The organism is Hymenobacter guriensis, from assembly GCF_015773195.1.
GTDB lineage: Bacteria > Bacteroidota > Bacteroidia > Cytophagales > Hymenobacteraceae > Hymenobacter > Hymenobacter guriensis.
On sequence record NZ_JADWYK010000018.1, the window covers coordinates 38385 to 57934 of the forward strand.

At 57.8% G+C, this 19550-nt stretch carries 18 protein-coding genes; 8 read left to right on the plus strand and 10 right to left on the minus strand.

Annotated features, from left to right (window positions below; genetic code table 11):
- Positions 1-369 precede the first annotated feature (369 nt).
- Both I5L79_RS20720 and I5L79_RS20725 read right to left on the minus strand, forming a co-directional pair.
- Positions 370-567: a hypothetical protein gene (locus I5L79_RS20720; RefSeq protein ID WP_196956996.1), complete on the minus strand. Its 198-nt coding sequence runs from the start codon at positions 565-567 to the stop codon at positions 370-372.
- 241 nt (positions 568-808) lie between these two features.
- A complete protein-coding gene (locus I5L79_RS20725; protein WP_196956997.1) occupies positions 809-1195 on the minus strand; it encodes a hypothetical protein in 387 nt (128 codons plus the stop codon).
- A gap of 357 nt (positions 1196-1552) precedes the next feature.
- On the opposite strand from I5L79_RS20725, the gene hutU reads away from it, so the two are divergent.
- The 4 genes from hutU to I5L79_RS20750 all read left to right on the plus strand — a co-directional run bounded on the left by hutU (position 1553) and on the right by I5L79_RS20750 (position 7139).
- Positions 1553-3313 (plus strand): urocanate hydratase, encoded by a 1761-nt coding sequence (gene hutU / locus I5L79_RS20730; RefSeq protein ID WP_196956998.1) that lies wholly within the window; start codon positions 1553-1555, stop codon positions 3311-3313.
- Between the two features lie 748 nt (positions 3314-4061).
- The gene (locus I5L79_RS20740) at positions 4062-5021 is read left to right on the plus strand and encodes a hypothetical protein (RefSeq protein WP_196957000.1); all 960 of its coding nucleotides are present in this window, start codon (positions 4062-4064) and stop codon (positions 5019-5021) included.
- Positions 5022-5106: 85 nt separating this feature from the next.
- A complete protein-coding gene (locus I5L79_RS20745) occupies positions 5107-5925 on the plus strand; it encodes an NADPH-dependent F420 reductase (protein ID WP_394368819.1) in 819 nt (272 codons plus the stop codon).
- A gap of 632 nt (positions 5926-6557) precedes the next feature.
- Positions 6558-7139, plus strand: a complete 582-nt coding sequence (locus tag I5L79_RS20750) for an HPP family protein (protein WP_196957002.1) — start codon at positions 6558-6560, stop codon at positions 7137-7139.
- Between the two features lie 34 nt (positions 7140-7173).
- Here the strand turns inward: I5L79_RS20750 and I5L79_RS20755 are convergent, their stop codons facing one another.
- The 3 genes from I5L79_RS20755 to I5L79_RS20765 form a co-directional block, all read right to left on the minus strand.
- Positions 7174-7746 carry a hypothetical protein gene (locus tag I5L79_RS20755; RefSeq protein WP_196957003.1) on the minus strand — a complete coding sequence of 191 codons (573 nt, stop codon included), beginning with the start codon at positions 7744-7746 and terminating at the stop codon, positions 7174-7176.
- A 331-nt stretch (positions 7747-8077) separates the two neighbouring features.
- The gene (locus tag I5L79_RS20760; protein WP_196957004.1) at positions 8078-9895 is read right to left on the minus strand and encodes a glycoside hydrolase family 13 protein; all 1818 of its coding nucleotides are present in this window, start codon (positions 9893-9895) and stop codon (positions 8078-8080) included.
- 168 nt (positions 9896-10063) lie between these two features.
- Positions 10064-11065: a glycoside hydrolase family 43 protein gene (locus tag I5L79_RS20765; protein ID WP_196957005.1), complete on the minus strand. Its 1002-nt coding sequence runs from the start codon at positions 11063-11065 to the stop codon at positions 10064-10066.
- Positions 11066-11360: 295 nt separating this feature from the next.
- Between I5L79_RS20765 and I5L79_RS20770 the strand changes: the two genes are divergently transcribed.
- Both I5L79_RS20770 and I5L79_RS20775 read left to right on the plus strand, forming a co-directional pair.
- Entirely contained in the window at positions 11361-13109 is a 1749-nt protein-coding gene (locus tag I5L79_RS20770) for a class I adenylate-forming enzyme family protein (protein ID WP_196957006.1), read from the plus strand.
- Positions 13102-14235, plus strand: a complete 1134-nt coding sequence (locus I5L79_RS20775; RefSeq protein WP_394368818.1) for an acyltransferase family protein — start codon at positions 13102-13104, stop codon at positions 14233-14235. The genes I5L79_RS20770 and I5L79_RS20775 overlap by 8 nt, the downstream gene beginning before the upstream one ends.
- Before the next feature lie 68 nt (positions 14236-14303).
- Here I5L79_RS20775 and I5L79_RS20780 read toward each other — a convergent pair whose 3' ends face one another.
- On the minus strand, positions 14304-15224 hold the full coding sequence (locus I5L79_RS20780; protein ID WP_196957008.1) for an NmrA family NAD(P)-binding protein: 921 nt from the start codon (positions 15222-15224) through the stop codon (positions 14304-14306).
- Between the two features lie 188 nt (positions 15225-15412).
- On the opposite strand from I5L79_RS20780, the gene I5L79_RS20785 reads away from it, so the two are divergent.
- Positions 15413-15832: a hypothetical protein gene (locus I5L79_RS20785; RefSeq protein ID WP_196957009.1), complete on the plus strand. Its 420-nt coding sequence runs from the start codon at positions 15413-15415 to the stop codon at positions 15830-15832.
- A 76-nt stretch (positions 15833-15908) separates the two neighbouring features.
- Here I5L79_RS20785 and I5L79_RS20790 read toward each other — a convergent pair whose 3' ends face one another.
- From I5L79_RS20790 to I5L79_RS20800, 3 genes are all read right to left on the minus strand, one after another.
- Entirely contained in the window at positions 15909-16313 is a 405-nt protein-coding gene (locus I5L79_RS20790) for a hypothetical protein (RefSeq protein ID WP_196957010.1), read from the minus strand.
- Positions 16314-16356: 43 nt separating this feature from the next.
- A complete protein-coding gene (gene folK / locus I5L79_RS20795; RefSeq protein WP_196957011.1) occupies positions 16357-16839 on the minus strand; it encodes a 2-amino-4-hydroxy-6-hydroxymethyldihydropteridine diphosphokinase in 483 nt (160 codons plus the stop codon).
- 118 nt (positions 16840-16957) lie between these two features.
- Positions 16958-17818: an alpha/beta hydrolase family protein gene (locus I5L79_RS20800; protein ID WP_196957012.1), complete on the minus strand. Its 861-nt coding sequence runs from the start codon at positions 17816-17818 to the stop codon at positions 16958-16960.
- Between the two features lie 227 nt (positions 17819-18045).
- Here I5L79_RS20800 and I5L79_RS20805 point away from each other — a divergent pair, with 227 nt between their 5' ends.
- Positions 18046-19035: a polyprenyl synthetase family protein gene (locus I5L79_RS20805; RefSeq protein WP_196957013.1), complete on the plus strand. Its 990-nt coding sequence runs from the start codon at positions 18046-18048 to the stop codon at positions 19033-19035.
- Positions 19036-19189: 154 nt separating this feature from the next.
- Here I5L79_RS20805 and I5L79_RS20810 read toward each other — a convergent pair whose 3' ends face one another.
- Positions 19190-19489: a hypothetical protein gene (locus tag I5L79_RS20810; protein WP_196957014.1), complete on the minus strand. Its 300-nt coding sequence runs from the start codon at positions 19487-19489 to the stop codon at positions 19190-19192.
- Positions 19490-19550: the final 61 nt, after the last annotated feature.

Sequence of the window (19550 nt, forward strand, 5' to 3'; positions counted from 1 at the left end):
CGTTGAAAAATAGAGTCGATAAACTGGCAGACAAAAGAAACTGAAGGAACCGTATAGGCTTTTGCCCGGCTACGGCAGCAAGCTTGTGATAGAAGCGTTTCCCAAGTGCCGTACTGCCTGCTGGTAATTAAGTATTATGTGCAGATAATCAGAGGTATATAATCTGAAAAAGGTGCGTGATATATGCGCTTAGTTGTATCGATGGCGTACTAATAATAAAATTTTGGGTTCGTTTGCAGGCAAACGGGCGTTAGGCACTAAGCGGTTACGCGAGTAGTATCAGGCGGCAGCCATGTTATAGCCACTGAGTTATGGACACAAAAAAGCCCCTTGCTGGCAAGAGGCTTTTACTGTTTGCCGACCGATACCTTATGGAGTGGTAGTAGTGGTGTCGGTGGTAGCGGTAGTGTCAGTGTTTGCGCCGGCTTCAGCCTGCTCGCTTGGCGAGTTGGTAGCCATGCTGGTAGTTTGGTCGCCCTCACCGCGCTCCGAGCCGGTGCCGTTGCCTTCGCAGGAAGCCAGGGTAAAAGAGGCCGCTGCCAGGGCCAGGAAAAGAATCTTTTTCATGAGACAAGTTGGTTGTGGTAGAAGCCAGAAAGCGTAGTTGCACAGCAGCCAAGCTGCACATCAGGCGGTTATACTCTCAATAAGGCAATGATGGCTCACCATATGCCAGGAAATTTTTCGTCGAGCCCTATAACTTGGGTTTCCCAGTCTTAAAAGAGAGGGTTGCTCCGTGCCTGGAACCGGCTGAAACAAAAAGCCCCTCGCAAAGCTGCGAGGGGCTTTTCATTAACTTCAAAAAAGCTTACTGACCCGAGGTAGTGGCCGTGCCCGTAGAGCCCGTGCCACCAGCCGTGGTACCTATGCCGGAAGTAGAGCCACCAGCCGTGGTGCCGGCGCCGGAGGTAGAACCACCAGCTGTGGTGCCCGCGCCGGAAGTGGAGCCGCCAGCTGTGGTACCGGAAGTGCTGCCCGAGGTGCTGCCGTCGGTAGCGCCCGCGCCGCTGGCGTCGCCGGTGCCGCTCATGCTCGTGTCGGCACCCATGTCGGAGTTGGCGCCCGTTTCCATGTCGCCCGATTCCGTGCCGGTTTCCGTGCCGGTGCCTTCGCTGGCGCCTTCCTGCTGATTGCCGCCGCACGAGGCGAAGGTGAGCGAGGCCGTAGCCAGCGCCAAGAAAAGAACCTTTTTCATACTAGGGTGAAGGGTTTGGTGAAAAGAGAAGTGGTTGAGCCGCGCCTACCTGGTCGCAGTCGAAGGGTTTATACTTGCCCCTAAATCTTTGTAACCCGCTTTATAATAAAATTGTCATAATCTTGCACCTAAATCGTCAGTTGGCTTATTTAATAATATTATTTTAATATTGAGATTAATGCCGACCGGTCATGGCGCAAGCACTTGGGAGTGGAATTACCTGCTAGCAGGGCGAGAGAGTCAGCCGAAAGCCGCCGCCTTAGCCTAATGGCTGCGCTGCTGAAAAACCCGGTTGCCACGCGCCGAAAACGCTATATTCGCCACTCCACCCACTATCCGGAACTACCTCACCCGACTATGTCGCACTCCACTCTCGAAACGCCTGAACTCAACCTCGAAGCCACCTCCAAATCCTCGGCCGAAAAGCCCACCACCCGGCCCATGTACTACGAGTACAAGCCCGAGGAAACGGTAAAAGCCCAGCACGGTACCGAGCTGCGCTGCAAAACCTGGGAAGCCGAAGCGGCCCTGCGCATGCTCGAAAACAACTTGGACCCGGCCGTGAGCTTAGTGTACGACGAGCTGATCGTGTACGGCGGCGCCGGCCGCGCGGCCCGCAACTGGAAGGAGTACCAGACCATTGTGCGCACCCTCAAGAACCTGGAGCCCGATGAAACCATGCTGGTGCAGTCGGGCAAGGCCGTGGGCGTGCTGCGCACCTGGGCCCACGCCCCGCGCGTGCTTATTGCTAACTCGAACATCGTGCCCGCCTGGAGCACCCAGGAGTACTTCGACGAGCTCGACAAGCTGGGTTTGATGATGTACGGGCAGATGACGGCCGGCTCCTGGATTTACATTGCCACCCAAGGCATTCTGCAGGGCACCTACGAAACCTTTGCTGCCGTGGCCGACAAGCATTTCGGCGGCACGCTGCGCGGTACTATCACCGTCACGGCAGGCCTGGGCGGCATGAGCGGCGCGCAGCCGCTGGCCGTGACGATGAACGACGGCGTGTGTTTGGTCATCGAACCCATTGACGCCCGCGTAAAGCAGAAAGTGCAGGAAGGCTACCTCGACGTGCAGGCCAAGGACCTCGACCACGCCCTTGAAATCTGCCTCCGCTCGAAAGAAGACCGCATCGGCTGGTCGGTGGGCCTCACCGGCAACGCCGCCACCGTGCTGCCCGAGCTATTGGCCCGCGGCTTTCAGGTGGACATCATCACCGACCAGACCTCGGCCCACGACCTGATGGACTACATTCCCGAGGGCGACATCATGGAGGTACTAGAGCTGCGCAAAAACAACCCCGAGGAATTCAAGCGCCAGGCCATTGCCTCCATCGTGAAGCACTGCCAGGCCATTATTGATATGCAGGCGGCCGGCTCCGTGGCCCTCGACTACGGCAACAACCTGCGCGGCCAGGCCGAAAAAGGCGGCCTGCGGGTGCGCGACGAGAACGGGCAGTTTCTCTACCCCGGCTTCGTGCCCGGCTACATCCGCCCGTTGTTCTGCGAGGGCAAAGGCCCCTTCCGCTGGGCCGCCCTCTCCGGCGACCCGCAGGACATCCTGCGCATCGACCGCGCCCTGCTCGAAACCTTCCCCGACAACAAGATGCTGGCCCGCTGGATCGAGAAGGCCCAGGCCAAGGTGCCCTTCATCGGCCTGCCCGCCCGCGTGTGCTGGCTGGGTTACGGCGAGCGGGAAAAGTTCGGCCTGGTCATCAACGACCTGGTGGCCCGCGGCGAAGTTTCGGCCCCCATCGTCATCGGCCGCGACCACCTCGACTGTGGCTCCGTGGCCTCGCCCAACCGCGAAACCGAGGGCATGAAGGACGGCTCCGACGCCGTAGCCGACTGGCCCCTGCTCAACGCCCTGGCCAACACTGCTTCCGGCGCCGACTGGGTGAGTTTGCACAACGGCGGCGGCGTGGGCATCGGCAACAGCACGCACTCCGGCATGGTCATCGTGGCCACCGGCACTCCCGAAAAAGCCGAGCGCCTGCGCCGCGTGCTCACCACCGACCCCGGCATGGGTGTCTTCCGCCACGCCGACGCCGGCTACGAGCTGGCCCAGCAGGTAGCCGAGGAGCGCGGGGTGAAGATTCCGGGGCGAGAGTAGGAGTTAGACTTATAATAGGCATTTGAAAATAGGAAGCAATGCATTTAGCAAACACCCCACTCAAATTCGATAAAATCTTAGAATTAGATTCTGTAGATGGAGAAAATAAGGATGGGCCGATAGTTCGCTACATAGTAAATGATGAGAAGTTCTTTTCTACTCGAAAGGGAGTATACCTCATCGTGCAGGATAACTCAATCGTTTATTGTGGAAAGTTTACCAATACTTTCGCGAAACGATGGTTGTACACAAAAGGCAAGTACGTCTATCATTTTAAACGTGGGCTAATTGCAACTGCACTTATGGCCAACCATCAGCTTATAGTTTTTGCACAATCGGAAGAGCAACTTCGCGAACAGTTGGGCTTATCTGACAATGAGTGGATTAGCGTGTCTAGCATAGAAGAGAAAATTATTCGAGACCTTAAGCCTATATGGAATTCAATTGGGCATAAATAATCAAATACTCACACCAACTATGAGCAAGAAAATAGGCATAGAGCCTCGCAAGGTGGATTTAGTCGTTGCGCCTGCCGAGCCGCTGACGGTGCAAGCCGCTCAGGAAATTGCCCGCTTCGTGGTAGCTAGGAAGCAAAAGCAGAAACTCCGCGCTACAGGGAACAGAACTACGCTGGCAGCTAAGATACAATCCTGAGCGCGGCGGAAGAACTAAAAAGCAAGAGTGGCAAAATGAGGCTGATGTGAGAAAATAAGTATAATTACTCCATAATGGAAACTTGCAAGCGAAAATGAATAAGATAGATTTTATCTACGGTCGTATCAATGAAGCAATGAGCAACCACGCTGAGGCTGTGCATGGAGAAGTTAATGATCATTCAGCTGCTTTTATAAAGTATAATATATTCTTTGCATTCGATATTGATGAACTAGAGAAGAAGTATATTGAATATTATTTACCAGCGGCCAAAGCGTACTCATTATCACTTGTAGATGAATATGAATCGGCAAGCTTGAAGGAGAGTATTGATCTACCAAGAGGTTTCTTTGAGGACCCAGTTCAGGAATGTTTGAGAAATGCTTATGTTTTGATATATCATAAGATAGAAAGTTTAGTTAAGCATATGTTTGCCTTTTCAGAAGGTTCTCACTTCGGAATATTTAAGGGTTATGCTGTAAACTTAAAATCTTCTTTTCAAGAGCTTAATGAAGTGTATGGATTGAAAAAAGACTTACTATACAAGAGTGCATCGCAAAGATCCGTTGCTAATAGCCTAGTTGACAGGCTTAGAATGATTGCCAATTGCTGCAAGCATGATGATGGCTACTTGCAAACTAATGACGAGGCTATGCACAAGTTAGTTAAATCAGTCGATGAAAATAACAGAATTATACTGGATGAGGATGTACTGAGGTATGATATTCGTTTTTTAAAAGCATACGCACAAGTTGTTTTTACCTTGATAGCCTCTGTAATGTTGAAAAGTGTTTTAGAGTCGTCTATAAAAAATAATACAGATAATGACTATGCACATTGGTTTGGTGAAGAAGCTAAAATTGAGCTTGAAAGTTTGAGAGCAGATGAATTTGAAGTGAGGCAGAATATATCTTTGATTGTCGATGCTATAAAGACTGATAATGAGGCTGTTTTTTGGCAAAAACTAAAAGATTTAGATATAGTTAAAGTAGTTCCAATTCAGGATTTGACTCTTGAACAAGAGAAGCAAGTCGTATGGAAAAGATATGACTGACGTAATGTGTGTCCATAGTCTTACCTAATTACCACCATCCAACGCCGCCCGAGCCCCGCTCCGGCGGCGTTAACCATTCTAGCCCATCCCAAGAAGAAAAAAGCAAAACACCCGCCTCCGTTGTTTACCTCCCTGCACCGGCACGTCACCGGCGCACGAACTACTAACCACCCCAACTATGAACATCGGAATCATTGGCGCCGGCCATATCGGCAGCGCCCTCGCCGGGCGGCTTACGGGCCTCGGCCATCAAGTATACATTGCCAACTCCCGCGGCCCCGAGACGCTGCAGGACCTGGCCCGGAAAACCGGCGCTACGCCCGTCACCACCCAGGAAGCGGCCCAGCGCGGCACCGACCTCATCGTGGTAACCATCCCGCTCAAAAACATTCCCGACCTGCCCAAAGACCTGCTGGCAAGCGTACCGGCCGAGGTGCCCATCATCGACACCAGCAACTACTACCCGCTGCTGCGCGACGGGCAGCTGCCGGAGCTGGAAACCGGCGACCTGACCGAAAGCGGCTGGGTGCAGCAGCACCTGGGCCGCCCCGTAGTGAAGGTGTTCAACAACATCCTCGCCGACCACCTCGCCCAGCCGGGGAAGCCCGCTGGTACGCCCGGCCGCGTTGCCCTGCCCGTGGCCTCCGATGATGCCGCCGCCAAGCAGAAGGTAATGCAACTGGTAGAAGAGCTGGGCTACGACGCCATTGACGCCGGCAGCCTGCGCGAATCGTGGCGGCAGCAGCCCGGCGGCCCCATCTACTGCAACGACTTGCCGGCCGACAAGCTACGCGAGCAGCTGACCAGCCTCGGCACCGAGCGCACCCCGGAGCAGCACGCCGAGTTCCTGGCTAACCAGGCCCAGCAGGAACAGGCCATGGCGGCGCAGGGCATCAAGCTGTAGTAGCTGAGGGCCGAAAACTCCAGCTGAAAAACGATTCAGAGTCAATGCGAAAAGCTTCGTCACGCTCTATCCGGCGTCCGCGAAGTTGAAGCTGCTTTACTTCTTCGTTGTAATGGAATTGATAAGCCAGCGGTAGAGATGCTACGGCAAACGGACGCCAGATAGAGCATGACGGCCTTTGGGCATTCTGCGCCCACACGCTGGTATAGAGCGAAGGTTGTGCCTCCGCTGCCGCATCAGCGGCAAGCTGATACCGCGCCGCCCCGGGAAACCGGGGTGGCGCTTTTCGTTTCGGGCAGTTTCCTTACAGCACCAGCTTCCTCGGTTTCGGCAAAAGCCCTGGCCCAGCAACCCTAGCCGGTTGCGCGCCGGAAGCAACCGGCGGCGCGGCTGCCTCGCCTTCCTGTTACCCCAGCAAAGCCCAGGGCCGCGAGGATATGGTCATGGGTACCCCGGTAAAACGCTCTGCCGCCCCGGCCAAGGCTCTGAGGTCTTGGCTCAGGCCGTTGACGCTCCGGTATGTGGTCCTGACAACTCGTGGGCCGCGCTGAGGCATCTACGCTTGAGTTGGCCTTCCTACAGCCTTGCCCTATATTTGCCGAAGGATAGCCGGCCGCCGCCAACCACTGCACATGCGAAGAAAGCTACGCGGACACGCACGCCGGGCACGGGTCATCATCTACCAGGAAACCCTGTTCGACTATAAAGAGCACCTCTGGACATTTATCGGGGCGTTTACCGGCATGGGGCTGATTGGCCTGCTGAGCCGCTACGTCTTTGGCCCTTCCGATACGCTGCTGCTCGTGGGCTCGTTCGGGGCCTCCTCGGTGCTGATTTATGGGGTCGTGAACAGCCCGCTGGCGCAGCCGCGCAACCTTATTGGAGGGCACCTCATCAGCGCGGTTATTGGCGTAACGGTACAGCAAATGGCGGGCGAAGAGCTGTGGCTGGCGGCGGCGCTGGCAGTGGCCTTGTCCATTGTGGGTATGCAGATAACCAAAACCCTGCACCCGCCGGGTGGTGCCACGGCCCTTATTGCCACGGTGGGCTCGGCGCAGCTCAAGGCGCTGGGGTATTGGTACGTGCTGATGCCGGTGCTCGTGGGTGTGCTGCTGCTGCTCGGAGTGGCCCTGGTAGTCAACAACATCACGGCCACGCGCAGCTACCCAAGCAACAAGCACTGGTACAAAATCTGGCGACGCCGGTATTCGTAGCGCCAGGAGCAGAGCTGCCGGTCCGGGAGGGAGCCTACGCTGCCCCGGAAGCGGTGGATGCTGCTTCGGGTCGGGGGCCGCTGGCCTGTCGGAAGAGCAGACCCGCGCCCACCCAAAGCGCAACGAACAGCAGATTGGCCGCCAACACCTTGGCCACTCCCATGGTAAGCTCGGGCCTCCAGATCAGCATTGCTACCACGGGCACCAGAAACTGCGCGCCGGCCGCCGCCAGCATCGTGCGAGCCATGCCGCGGGGCTGCAGTCGCGCCAGGATAGCCCCGAGAAATACGATAAGGAAGACGCTTCCAAACAGCAGATTGGCCGGGTTGTCCTCGCTCCCGATAATCCCGACGGCCAGGTTCACCCAGATAAGGAGCAAGGTAGCCGCCAGCGCCAGGCCAGTGCCCAGCCGGTAGGCAGTATTGCCCCGCCGGCTGGCTACCAACTCGTACGCCAGGCCCGTACCGAATATAAGGCCCCCGGCCACGATGAAATCAAACAGATTCCAGCCTTCCCCATCGGAGAACTGCGTGAGCACCAGGGGCACCAGCAGAATGCCGGCGGTTATCAGCGCAAGGCGAACAAGAGTTCTGAGGGGCAGCGTCATAGCGGTACGGTTTGGAGGTGTGAAAGAGAAAAAACACTGGGGCCGGCATCTCTCTGGCCGACACCACACGCGGGGAGCGTTGGCCGGCAAAGAAACTGGGTCGATGCAAATGAAATAAAAGTGCTTTGTATTTCAAAGTAAATATTAACGGATTTACTTTTTTCTGCGAGTGTCTTGCTACCCGCGCCTGATATCGGGTTTGGGGCTTTGGCTGCTGCCGCCCCAGCAGGCGCTGGATATGGCGTCAACAAAAGTGCCGCTCAGTTTTCCTAAGCGGCACTTTTGTTGACGCCATATCCAGCGCCTGCTTACGTTGCCAAACCGGATGCTTTTACTTCTTACTCAACACCAGCACATCCATAGCCGGAATAGTAACCTGCTTTACCCGCTTTTTGGTGAAGGCGTTACGGTACTTTGTCTGGGTCAGGAGGTCGTTGGTGAAGGTGGCGGGCTGATTGCCGCGGTTGAAGACCACCAGCACATCATCGGAGCCCAGCTGGCGGCGGAAGGCGTAGAGCTTCTGCGCGTCGTCGGTGGCCACGGTGCTGAAAGTGCCGAGACGCAGGGCCGGATGCTTTGCCCGCAGCTCAATAAACTTCTGGTACCAGGCAAACAGCTCCGGGTCGAAGGCTACCGGGTCGGGGTCGTGCCGGGTTTGGTCGGGGTTGAAGGTTTCGGGGTCGTAGGTTTTCTCGGGCCAGAGCATGGGCTTGCGGCAGTCGGGGTCGTTGCTGCCCCAGAGGCCGGCTTCGTCGCCGTAGAAAATCATCGGGGAGCCCAGGTACAGCATCTGGAAGGCGGCAATCAGCTTCTGCTTTTGCCGCTGCGGGGCCGTGGGCTTGCGGGCGTTGTAGCTCTTGTTGTTGCTTTTCTGGCTCCAGTTGAAGTACTGGCCCCAGTCGCCGAACTTCTTGCCGTCGGGGTTGGCCACGGCGCTGGCAATGCGGGTGGCATCGTGGCTGTCCACCAGGTTTTGCATGTTCAGAGCCACGCCCGGCCCGAAAGCTTCGCGCAGCTCCTTTAGGCGGGCATCAAACTGCGAGGCAGTAGAGGCCGTGGCATCCTGCACAAAGAAGTCGTGCACGGCAAAGGCAAAGTTGTAGTTCATAGTGGCGTCGAACTCTTCGCCGCTCAGGTAAGGCCGGGTTTGCTCAACTGGAAACACCAGCTCTGCCGTCAGGTAGGCCTGGGGGTTGAGGCTGCGCACGTGGGCGCGCCAGCTTTTCCAGAAGGGGTGACCCACGTCGTAAGCCACATCCAGCCGCCAGCCGTCGATGCCGTGGTCGGCGCCCTTGTTCATGGGGTTCATCCAGCGCCGGGTAGCGTCGAAAATGTACTGCTTGGGCCCGGCCACGATGCCGTTGGCATCTTCCTTGAGCTCAGGTAGGGTTTTCACCCCAAACCAGCCGTTGTACTCGAAGCTGGTGCCCTTGCTCGCGTCGCGCCAGCTCTTGACCATAAACCAATCAGCGTAGGGCGAGGCCTGCTGGTTTTTCTCTACGTCCTGAAAGGCAAAGCTTTTGGCCCCGAGGTGGTTGAACACCCCATCGAAGATGATGTGCATCCTGCGCTTGTGTACTTCCTCAATCAGCTTGAGCGCCAGCAGGTCGGCCTTGGTCCACACCCAGCTTTCGGGCTTGAGCGGGTCTTCGGTAGCTATGAGCTTCTTGTCGCCCTCCGGGTCGGGCCCGAACGTGGGGTCGACGTGGTGGTAGCACAGCGCGTCGTACTTGTGGGAGGACGGCGACCAGAATACCGGCGTGAGGTACACGGCCTGCACGCCCAGCTTCTGCAGGTAGTCCAGCTTGTTGAGCACGCCCTGCAGGTCGCCGCCGTAGCGCCGGCGCTGCAGGTTATAGTACAGGTCTTTGCTGTTCTTTTGCTCGTAGGGCTGCAGCTGGTACCAGTCGCTCTGCCACGGATGAATCTGGAAGGGCGAGGCCGTGTCGAAGGGGTAGGCGCCATCCTGGTCGGTTACCTTGGGGTCGTTGCTGGGGTCGCCGTTGCTGAAGCGCTCCGGGAAAATCTGGTACCACACCACACCCTTGCTCCAGGTAGGCGTAAAGTCGGTTTGGGCCGCAGCCGGCGCAGGAAGCAGCAACTGCGCCGTGACGGCCAGCAATACTGCAAAAAAGGGTTTGTTCATCATCAGGCGAAAACAGGCAGGGCAACGGTGCGGGCGCAACCCAAATAACGCAAGCCCGGACGAATGGGCTGCGTAGAGACAAGACGTAAAGCCAAACACCCACAGCAAGACTCTGTGAATATGATGCTTATTGGCCTATAATGGCCAGAAAAAGAGGCGTGCCGGGGCCCGCTACAGCTTCCGGCCCGCTACGCCTTCCTGCGTAATCTTCACTGGCTGAATATGGCCCTGGGCATCGAAGTACATCCGGTCGATGCAAGTGACGCGGTGGTGCAGGTTGGTTTCCGAAAGCGGGCGGCGGTGATACACAATGTACCATTCATCGGTGCCCGGCACCTGCACCACGGAGTGGTGGCCGGCGCCGGTAGCTACGGCCGGGTCCTGCTGCAGAATCTTGCCAATGCGCCGGAACGGTCCCAGCGGGGAGTCGGCTATGGCATAAGCCACGGAGTAGTCGGGCCCGGCCCAGCCGCCCTCACTCCACATAAAGTAGTACTTGCCCTGGCGCCGGAACATAATCGGCCCTTCTACATAATTCTGCGGAGTAATTTCCCGGAACGTTTGGCCGTCGGGAAAAGGCAGCAGGCCGGTGAAATCGGGCTTGAGACGGGCAATGTTGCAGTGCGACCAGCCTCCGTAAATGAGGTAGTACTGCCCATCCTGATCCTGAAATACGAACTGGTCGATGGGTTGGGCGCCGTTGTGAATATTGCCCACGAGCGGCTTGCCCAGGTAGTCGCGGAACGGGCCCTCGGGCCGGTCGGCCACGGCCAAGCCAATCCCGCCTACTTCGCCCTCATGCACGTCGTTGGCCCCAAAGAACAGAAAGTATTTGCTGTCCTTTTTGACCACGGCCGGGGCCCACATAGCCCGCCGGGCCCACCGGATGCTGGTGGTATCCACAATGCGCGGGTGCTTGGTCCAGTGCACCAAGTCAGGCGACGAAAAAGCATCCATGAACACCTGCTCATCAAACGGGGCCGAGTAGGTAGGATATACCCAGTACTCCTTGCCGAAGATGACTGCTTCCGGGTCGGCATACCAGCCGGGAAATACCGGGTTGCCGGCCTGCTTGGTTACGGCTGCGGACTTAGACTTACCCGCAGTATGCCTGGGGGTTTGGGCGCAGGCTACGTGCGTCAGCAGCAGGCCCGCCAGCAGAAGGTGTTTCATAGCTGCATAAATACGCGGAAAAATTCAGGGATGTAGTGTAATAGTTTGCTGATAAGTTGAAGGCCTTGAGTAGATGCAGCAGTTGCCGTATCTTGCCAAATAGAGTCGGAAAAGCCTCAGCTGTATTTTCGTCCACTACACTGCTCAGAAGCCAACGACTCCGAGTGCTTCTTTACACCTACCCCTTAGCCCTAAGCAATAGCGTAATCGTGTGCCGGCCTGTTTTATGCTGTCATGGCAGAGGAATGAAAAGCAGATGCCGCCGATGCATGTTACTGCCGGGACGGGCTTCTTTATGATACATCCTTCTGCCCTCAACCCGGATACCATTCCTGAAATGCTTTGCCACCGGGCCCGTTACTCGCCCCGGGATGTGGCTTTCTGTTTTCCCGAGCTACAGCAAAGCTGCACCTGGGAGCAACTGTGGGCTGGTGTCCGGCTGCTGGCCGGGGCGTTGCACCGCCTTGGCATCCAGAAAGGCGACCGGGTAGCCGTTCTAATGGAAGGCAGCCCTGAGCTGATTCAGACGCTGCTGGCCATAGTAGCGGTGGGTGCGGTGGCCGTGCCCATCAATGCCTACTCCAAAAATGAAGAGCTTAAGGCGTATTGCCTGGATGCCCGCCCGGTGGCTTTGTTACTGGGTACGGGGCCCAAGCTGCTGCCCTCGGCAGAGCTGGCCACCGAGGCTCAGGCTACCCCGGGCTTCTCTATCTGGCTGCCACCCCACGTATTTGTGCAGGGGCCACCCGAAGAAGTACCGTCGCCGTTCCGGACACTCTCCGACTTGTTGAAGACCGAAAACCAGTTGCCCGACGAAAGCCTGCTGACCCTCTTCCGGGCTTCCTACACCCAAGAGCCTGCTTTTCTGCTTTATACCTCTGGCACCACTGGCCAACCCAAAGGAGTACTTCGCACCACGGCTTCTTTCCTGATTGCGAAGCAAACCAACCGCAGCGGCCTTGGCGGGTGGCTGAAAGCGCGCATCACGCGCTTGAGCGACCAGCTAACTAACCGCTTTACGGCTCTGGTCATGCTGCCGCTCTACCATCTGGGGGGTATTGGGCTGCTGTTCACGGCCCTGAAGGTTAGCAATGTGCGCGTGGTTATGCTCACGCGCTTCAATCCGGTGCGGGCGTTGCAGTCGGCTGCTCAGGAAAAATGCCAGTTTCTGATTGGCACGCCCTTCATGGTGCAAGCTATGCTTACAAGTCCGTTGGCGCACACCACCCCGCTTATGTCGGTGCTGGGTATTGCCTTCACTTCAGCGGCCGTGAACGGGCCCATGCTCGAAAAAATCCTGGCCAAACTTCCACAGCTATACTTCTTCACCGTGAGCTACGGCTCCTCAGAAGCCGGGGCCGTGGCCAACGGCACCTGCCTCGTGACCAAGCAAGGCAATCTGTGGGTAAACCTGTTTCTGAAACTACTGCGAGGTATGAACCTGCTGAATGGCTTCATCGCCTACGAAGAGTTTCAGGCTACGCCCCACAGCATTTGTGGGCCCATCGACAAGCACGTGCAGGTGCGCGTAGCCGACCTGCATACGGGGGAAGTACTACCTCCCGACCAGCCCGGTGAAATCCAGCTTCGCAGCCACCGCGTGATGCGCTACGCCCAAACGTCGATAACGCAGGAAAGCTTTCTGCCCGAAGGCTGGTTTAAATCGGGCGACATCGGCTACATCAGCCCCAAAGGTTACCTCATCATTTCCGACCGGCTGAAGCGACTTATTTCCCGAGGTGGAGAAAAGATTTCCCCCGTGGAAGTAGAAAATGCCTTGCTGCAGCATCCTGGCGTGGCCGAAGCCTTCGTGGTAGGCATTCCCGATGAGCTTTATGGGGAGCAGGTATGCGCCGCTATCATTGTACAGCCTGGGGCCTCGGTAAGCGCTGCTCAGATACAGGCCGATCTGGCCACGCGCCTGTCGCAGTTTAAAGTGCCGAAATACGTGGTACCGCTAACCGAATTTCCGCTCTCCGGCTCCGGTAAAATCTCCAGTGAGTCGATAAAGCAACTCGTTTTAGAACAGATTAAGCATGACTAACGGGTTACGCCGGTATTATCCGGGCATAACGATATTCAAGCTGATCGGCTCGCTGCTGGTCATGCAGAATCATATCCGGCTGTCGGATACGTACATGGAGCTCAATCAGCAACTACCAGGACTGGTTCAGGCCGCAAGTATGGTGGTGCCATGTTTTTACATGATAGCGGGCTTCCTGGCCTACCAGGGCTGGCACCATGCCCGGGAGCCGCGCCGGTACGTGGCGGCTTATCTGCGCTGGGTTGGCCTGATTTACATGTTCTTTTGTTTGCTCCACTTCGGTACGGTAGTAGTGCCTCAGCTAGTGGCAAGCAACTTTTCCCTGCAGCCGCTCAAGGTACTTTTCGAGCGTTATCTGGTAAGGGGACCGTATCTGGTTCTGTGGTTTATTCCACCCCTGCTATTCGGCATTTTCGTTTCGTATGTTCTCGACAGCCGACAGCAGCTGCGCAAAGGAGTCTGGCTGGCACTGGCCGGCTTTGTCCTGGCCCAAGTTTTAAATGGCAGTCTGCGGGTGGTGGTTGAGGCTTGGTTCCCGGCGGTGATACCACTGTTCCAGCTAAAGCACATGTATCTGCTGGGCTATGCAACGGCCAATTACCTGGGAGTTGGCTTTCCGTTTATCCTCGGCGGCGTACTCGTGGCCAAATACGAAGACGTTTTCCTGCAAATCAGGGCCCGGAAGTTTGTCATTCTGACAGGGCTTTGCGTGGGCACAGAATTCATGCTGCTTGGCTGGTTTGTCCAGGGGCCGCTTCAGTATCAGCTGGCGGTGAGTATGCTGCCCATCAGTGTGTTTCTGTTCTATGGCGTGCTGCATATTCAGTCAGCCGGCATCCGGAAATATCATAAGCTGATCAACACCTATAGCATGGTGGTGTACTTCACGCATATGTTCCTGATTTCCCTGAACGCCTGGCTGCTCGGCTGGTCAACCGGTCACCTCTCGCCGCTGCAGGCCGCCGTATGTGCTGGTCTTACCTTTCTGCAGACGGTTTTGCTGACGGCTCTCTTTATACTATTTACGCAAAAGAAGCGGCAGCCTGCAGGTTCCGAGGAGGCAGGCAGAACGCAAGTGCCCCAGGATAAGCTTATGCCGGGCGCACTACCCGCCCGTAAAGGGTAAGCAAAGCGCCTGAAAAAAACGAGGCTGCCGGTGGGTATTTCGCCAGAAATTAAGAGAGGCTACTTCCGTCAGCTTTGCCCCGCCAGCACGTCCCGCACCTGCGTGTAGCGGATATCGGGGTAGCGGGCATTGTCGAGCGGCTCCGGCAGTTTGGCCTGGCCGCTGAGCATGTTGTGCAGGTACTGCATGCCTTGCCAGGGCGGAAACACTTCGTCTTTGGCCGGCAGCAGCGTGCGGGTTACGGTAATAAGGCCGCCCAAAATCCCCAGCCCGCCTACGCGCAGCAGCCTGAACTCCTGGCCCGTGGCAGCCTGGACCTCGGCCTGCAGCCCGCGGATGCTGGCTACCTGGCCGGCCACGCGCAGGTAGCGGGGCGTGGTGGCATCGAGGGCGGCGGCCGCCGTAAATTCAGCCGTGTTCACCATCGTGGTGAAGTCCAGTGGCTGGTCGGCGTCGCCCCAGTACACGATCCGGCGGATGGCGGGCTGAACCAATGGCGCCTGACCGGTGAGCAGGTCCATAAACATGCCGTTGAGGATGGACGTGGCCTGAATAGGCGCCTGGTCGAGCCGGCGCTGGAACTCCCGGCGCAGGTCGAAGTTGCGGTTGGAACCCTCGGGCAACCGAGTGAAGTCGGCCGAAAAATCCGAGGGAATAAAGCGCGGTACCCCGGCCGCCACGGCCGCTTCCAGCAGCTGCGTCTGCGCGTCCACTATCACCGGCCGCAGCCCCGATAGCGCCGACACCACGCACACGGCGCCGGTGCAGGCCTGTCGGAGTGCCGCCGCGTTGGCGTACTCTACTACAGCCACCTCCACGCCCTGCCGCCGCAACGATTCAGTTTCCGCCGTAGTGCTGGCCGCGGGGCGTACCAAGGCCCGCACGGCCGCGCCGCGCTGGCGCAGATGATGCGCAATCAGCAGCCCCAGGGAGCCGGTGGCGCCAGCCAGCACGATAAGCGGTGAATCAGCGGAAGAGGAAGAAGCCATAGAAAAAGCAAAAGCACGGATGAAAGGAAGAGCGCCCGGTAGAGTACCGACTCTGAAACCCATAAGCCACCGCGAAGGTTGTAAAGCACTTGGCAGCCGGCTAGCCAGACGAGCCTGTTTCAGCCTCAATTCAGGCTGGTGCGTATTATTGCCGGCGTTTTGTCTGCCTTTTTTGCCGTGCTACTGCCATGCTTCAGCTTACCGGACTTGCTCTCTACTATGAAAATCCCATTGGCCGCCTCTACGAACACCCGGACGGCTACGTGGTGATAGATTACAACGCGGGCGACCGGGTGATGAGTGAGTACCGGGCTTTTCTAACGCACCTGGAGAACCTGCTGAAGCTGCGGGGCTGGAACAAGATGCTGGCCAACCAACGCCTGCTGACGCCCTTCACAGACGAGGAGCGCACCTGGATCCGGGAGCAGTGGCTGCAGGTCAGCCATGCCGTGCAGCGCGAAATGCTGGCCGCCGTGCTCTTGCCCAACGATGTATTTGCCCGCCTGGGTATGACTTCGCTGATGCAGGATGCCCGCGAAGGCGCCCTGCGCTACCGCGTCTTCAACGATGCTCAGGCCGCAGCCGCGTGGCTGCGGGCAGAGGCTTAAGGCACTTTTTACTGAAGACAGAAATTGCCCGGGCGGAGCGGCCTGGTAAATGTAGGGCGGTCAACCGGTGGCCGAGCTACGCCACCAGCTCCGGCGGCTCCAGGCCGAACAGCCTGAATATTTCGGGCAGATCAAAGGGGCTGTGCGGGGGTAGGTTTACAATGGCGAAGATACCTAAATCGACTTGCCAGAAACCTCCCTGCCGCATCACCTCATCGCCCAACAGCCGGTACTCCGATTCCTTGTAGCGCGGGCTTAGGCAGAAGCGCCACGTGGTGTACTCCGAAGCTTTGGTAATGCGCAGGACCTCGTGCGCGCCGCTTTCGTTGATAGTCGTTTCGAATTCCATTCCGAAGGTCAGTCGTGCATCGAACATATCATTTTCTAGTGCTCTGAACCTTGTATCCGCCAGCTGTTCCACAGCCAGCGTCGTGGTGGTCTTCTCCAGGGCGTCATACACGTGTATTTCTGTGATAAGCATTGGGTTAACGTGTTAATAGAGTTTTGTAATAAGGGAAACGAAGTTAACTCACCCGCTCTACCGGCAGCGTATCCGCGCAAGCTGCCAGGAGGTCAGCTATGGTACAATGCAGCAACGGATGGCGCATGGTGGCGGCAATTTCGCAGAGGGGTACCAGGGCAAAGCGGCGTTCCGGCAGGCGCGGGTGGGGTAGCTGGAGCGCGGGCGTGTCCAGCACTACGTCATCAAAGAACAGAATGTCCACGTCCAGCGTGCGGGCGTCCCAGCGCACGTGGCGGGTGCGGCCCGCGCGCTGCTCGGCGGCCAGGCAGGCGGCCAGCAGCTCGGTAGGGGAGAGAGCAGTGCGCAACGCCACGGCCTGGTTGAGGAAAGCGGGCTGCTCCGTCAGGCCCCAGGGCGCCGTTTCGTATACGCCCGAAGCGGCCACGAGGGTACCCGCCGTTTCGCCCAGCTGCTGCCGGGCCTGGCTCAGCGTAGCAGCCCGGTCGCCGAGGTTGGAGCCAAGCAGGAGGTAGGCAAGGGGCATAGGAGTCTGGGTGAGAAAAAAGGGACGTCTGTCATTCCTCGGTCCCTGGCTTGATGCGCCACATGCTCGGAATGACGTTTGGTGGAGCGGAATACTGTGTGGTCGAAACGCCTTCTCTTTACAGCACGCGGCGCAGGAAGGCTGCGGTGGTTTCGGCGGTTTGGCGAGCCTGGGCGGGTAGCTCATCTGACTGCCACGGGTGGGCGCCGCCGAAGTTGTGCGTGACGCCCGGCAGGATGGCCAGCTCGGCAGCCGGGTACCACTCCCGCAGCTCGTAGGCGCGCTTCACCGGCACGGTTTCGTCCTGCTCACCGTGTACCACCAGCAGGGGGCGGCCCTGCAGCTTGCGGCGCACGTTGTGGCGAATATCCAGGCGCAGGCGGTTACGGTGGTAGTCTTCCACAATCTGGAAATACAGGGGCAGCTGCTGGCCGGTGCGCGAATTCTCCACGTGAAATACGCCCTGTTGCTGCCATTGCTGCAGGAGCGGCTCGGGCCAGCCGGGATTCACGTTGTTGATGGCCGCCCACGTAACCACAGCCTGCACGCGCGGGTCCTCAGCGGCTTTCAGCAGCACCAGCCCGCCGCCCCGGCTGTGGCCGATGAGGGCCAGACGGGCGCAATCGGCCTCGGCAGCGGGAAGAAGCGCCGGTAGCTGGTCGAGCAGGGCGCCGATGTCACCCAGCTCCAGCGAGAAGTTGTTCTGGCCGAAGGCTTCGAGGTCCTCCAGGTCGCCGGTGCCGCCCACTACCAGCCCGTTGTGGGAAAGGTTCAGCTTCACGAACACGAAGCCCTGCAAGGCAAACCAGTCGGCCAGCTGGTTGAAGTGGCCCCAATCCTTGAACCCCTTGAACCCGTGCACAAACACTACCAACGGTTTAGCCTGGCCGTTGGGCACGTAGCGGGCATCGGCCGCGAAGGGGCGCGCATGGTGCGGGCTGGAGAGCAGAAAATCGAGGCGAACGGGCAGTGCAGGCATAGCGACGAAGATAAGAGGTGAGACGATGAGAGAGTGAGATGGTGATTTTAATGTTCTGGTGGTTCCGCAATTCAGGCTCTCGTCCGGCTTCGGATAACAGGGGCCGGCTCAGTAATCTTTTGTTGCGCCAGCCGTGCAGGGAGAAAAGTCACACTCCTCATTTCACCATCTCACCATCTCACCATCTCACCTTTTCCCCGTATCATTGCAGCGCCCAAAATACCTGCATGACCGTTACGCTGGACCAGATACAGGCGCCTATTGCCGCCGAGATGGAGGAATTCGAAAAGAAATTCCGCGCGTCCATGCAAACCAAGCAGCTGCTGCTCGATAAGATCATGGGCTACATCGTGAAGCGCAAGGGCAAGCAGATCCGGCCCATGTTCGTGTTCTTCACGGCCAAAATCAGCGGCACGGAGCCGGAAGGGCCGCTGCCGGAAGCCACGTTTCGCGGGGCCGCCCTCATCGAGCTGCTGCATACGGCCACCCTCGTGCACGACGACGTGGTAGATGAAAGCAATTACCGCCGGGGCTTTTTCTCCATCAACGCCCTCTGGAAAAACAAGATTGCCGTGCTCGTGGGCGACTACCTGCTGAGCAAAGGCCTGCTTTTGAGCCTGGAAAACGACGATTACGCCCTGCTCAAAATCGTGAGCAACGCCGTGAAGGAGCTCAGTGAGGGCGAACTGCTGCAGATTGAAAAAGCCCGCCGCCTCGACATCACGGAGGACGTGTACTTCGACATCATCCGCCAGAAAACGGCCTCGCTCATTGCGTCCTGCTGCGCTGTGGGGGCTTCCTCCGCCGGGGCCAATCTGGAAACGGTGGAGCGGGCCCGGCTTTTTGGCGAAAAAGTGGGCATGGCGTTCCAGATCAAAGACGACCTGTTCGACTTCGGCACGGCCGAAATCGGCAAGCCCGTGGGCATCGACATCAAGGAGAAAAAGATGACGCTGCCCCTGATCTACGCCCTGCAGCAGGCCGACTGGCTCACCAAGCGCCGCGTCATCTTCAACGTGAAAAACAACGAGGGCCGCAAGGACCGGGTGCAGCAGGTTATCGACTTCGTGAAGCAGTCCGGCGGGCTCGACTACGCCATCCGCACCATGGAGCGCTACCGCGACGAAGCCTTAGACATCCTTCGCACCTTCCCGGCTTCCTCCTCCCGCACTTCCCTGGAGCAGTTGATCAACTACACGATAGAGCGGGAGAAGTGAACCACGGATTTGCGCGGATTTTTCGGATTTCGCGGATTTTGTAGACGATTAAAAAGGGCTTGCTGGAAGGCAAGCCCTTTTGTTTTCTGCTCCAATTGGAACCGCGCCGACTACAAAATCCGCGAAATCCGAAAAATCCGCGCGAATCCGTGGTTTAGGCTTTCACCTGGTAGGCTACGCTCTCGGGCTTCACATCCGATACGTCGAAGTGGACGCCCTCAAAGGTGCTTTTTACGGTGATTTCGTGGGTCATGTCGCAGCCGGGGCATTTGATTTCCTCGGTTTCGTACTGGCCGTCGTCTTCGGTGGAGTTAGCCAGGTGGTCGGCGGCAGGTACGCCGATGAGGTCGGTGAAGACTTCGGTCTGGCAGGAATTACATTCGAACTTGAGGCCAACGGTGCGGCCCTGCAGCTCATCGAGCGGGGCGGGGGTACTTTTTTGCTGAATCCACATAGGGAACCGGGAGTTTGGTTGGGGAAGTGAAAGGTTGTGGGGCGTTAGCCCTACCGCCTGT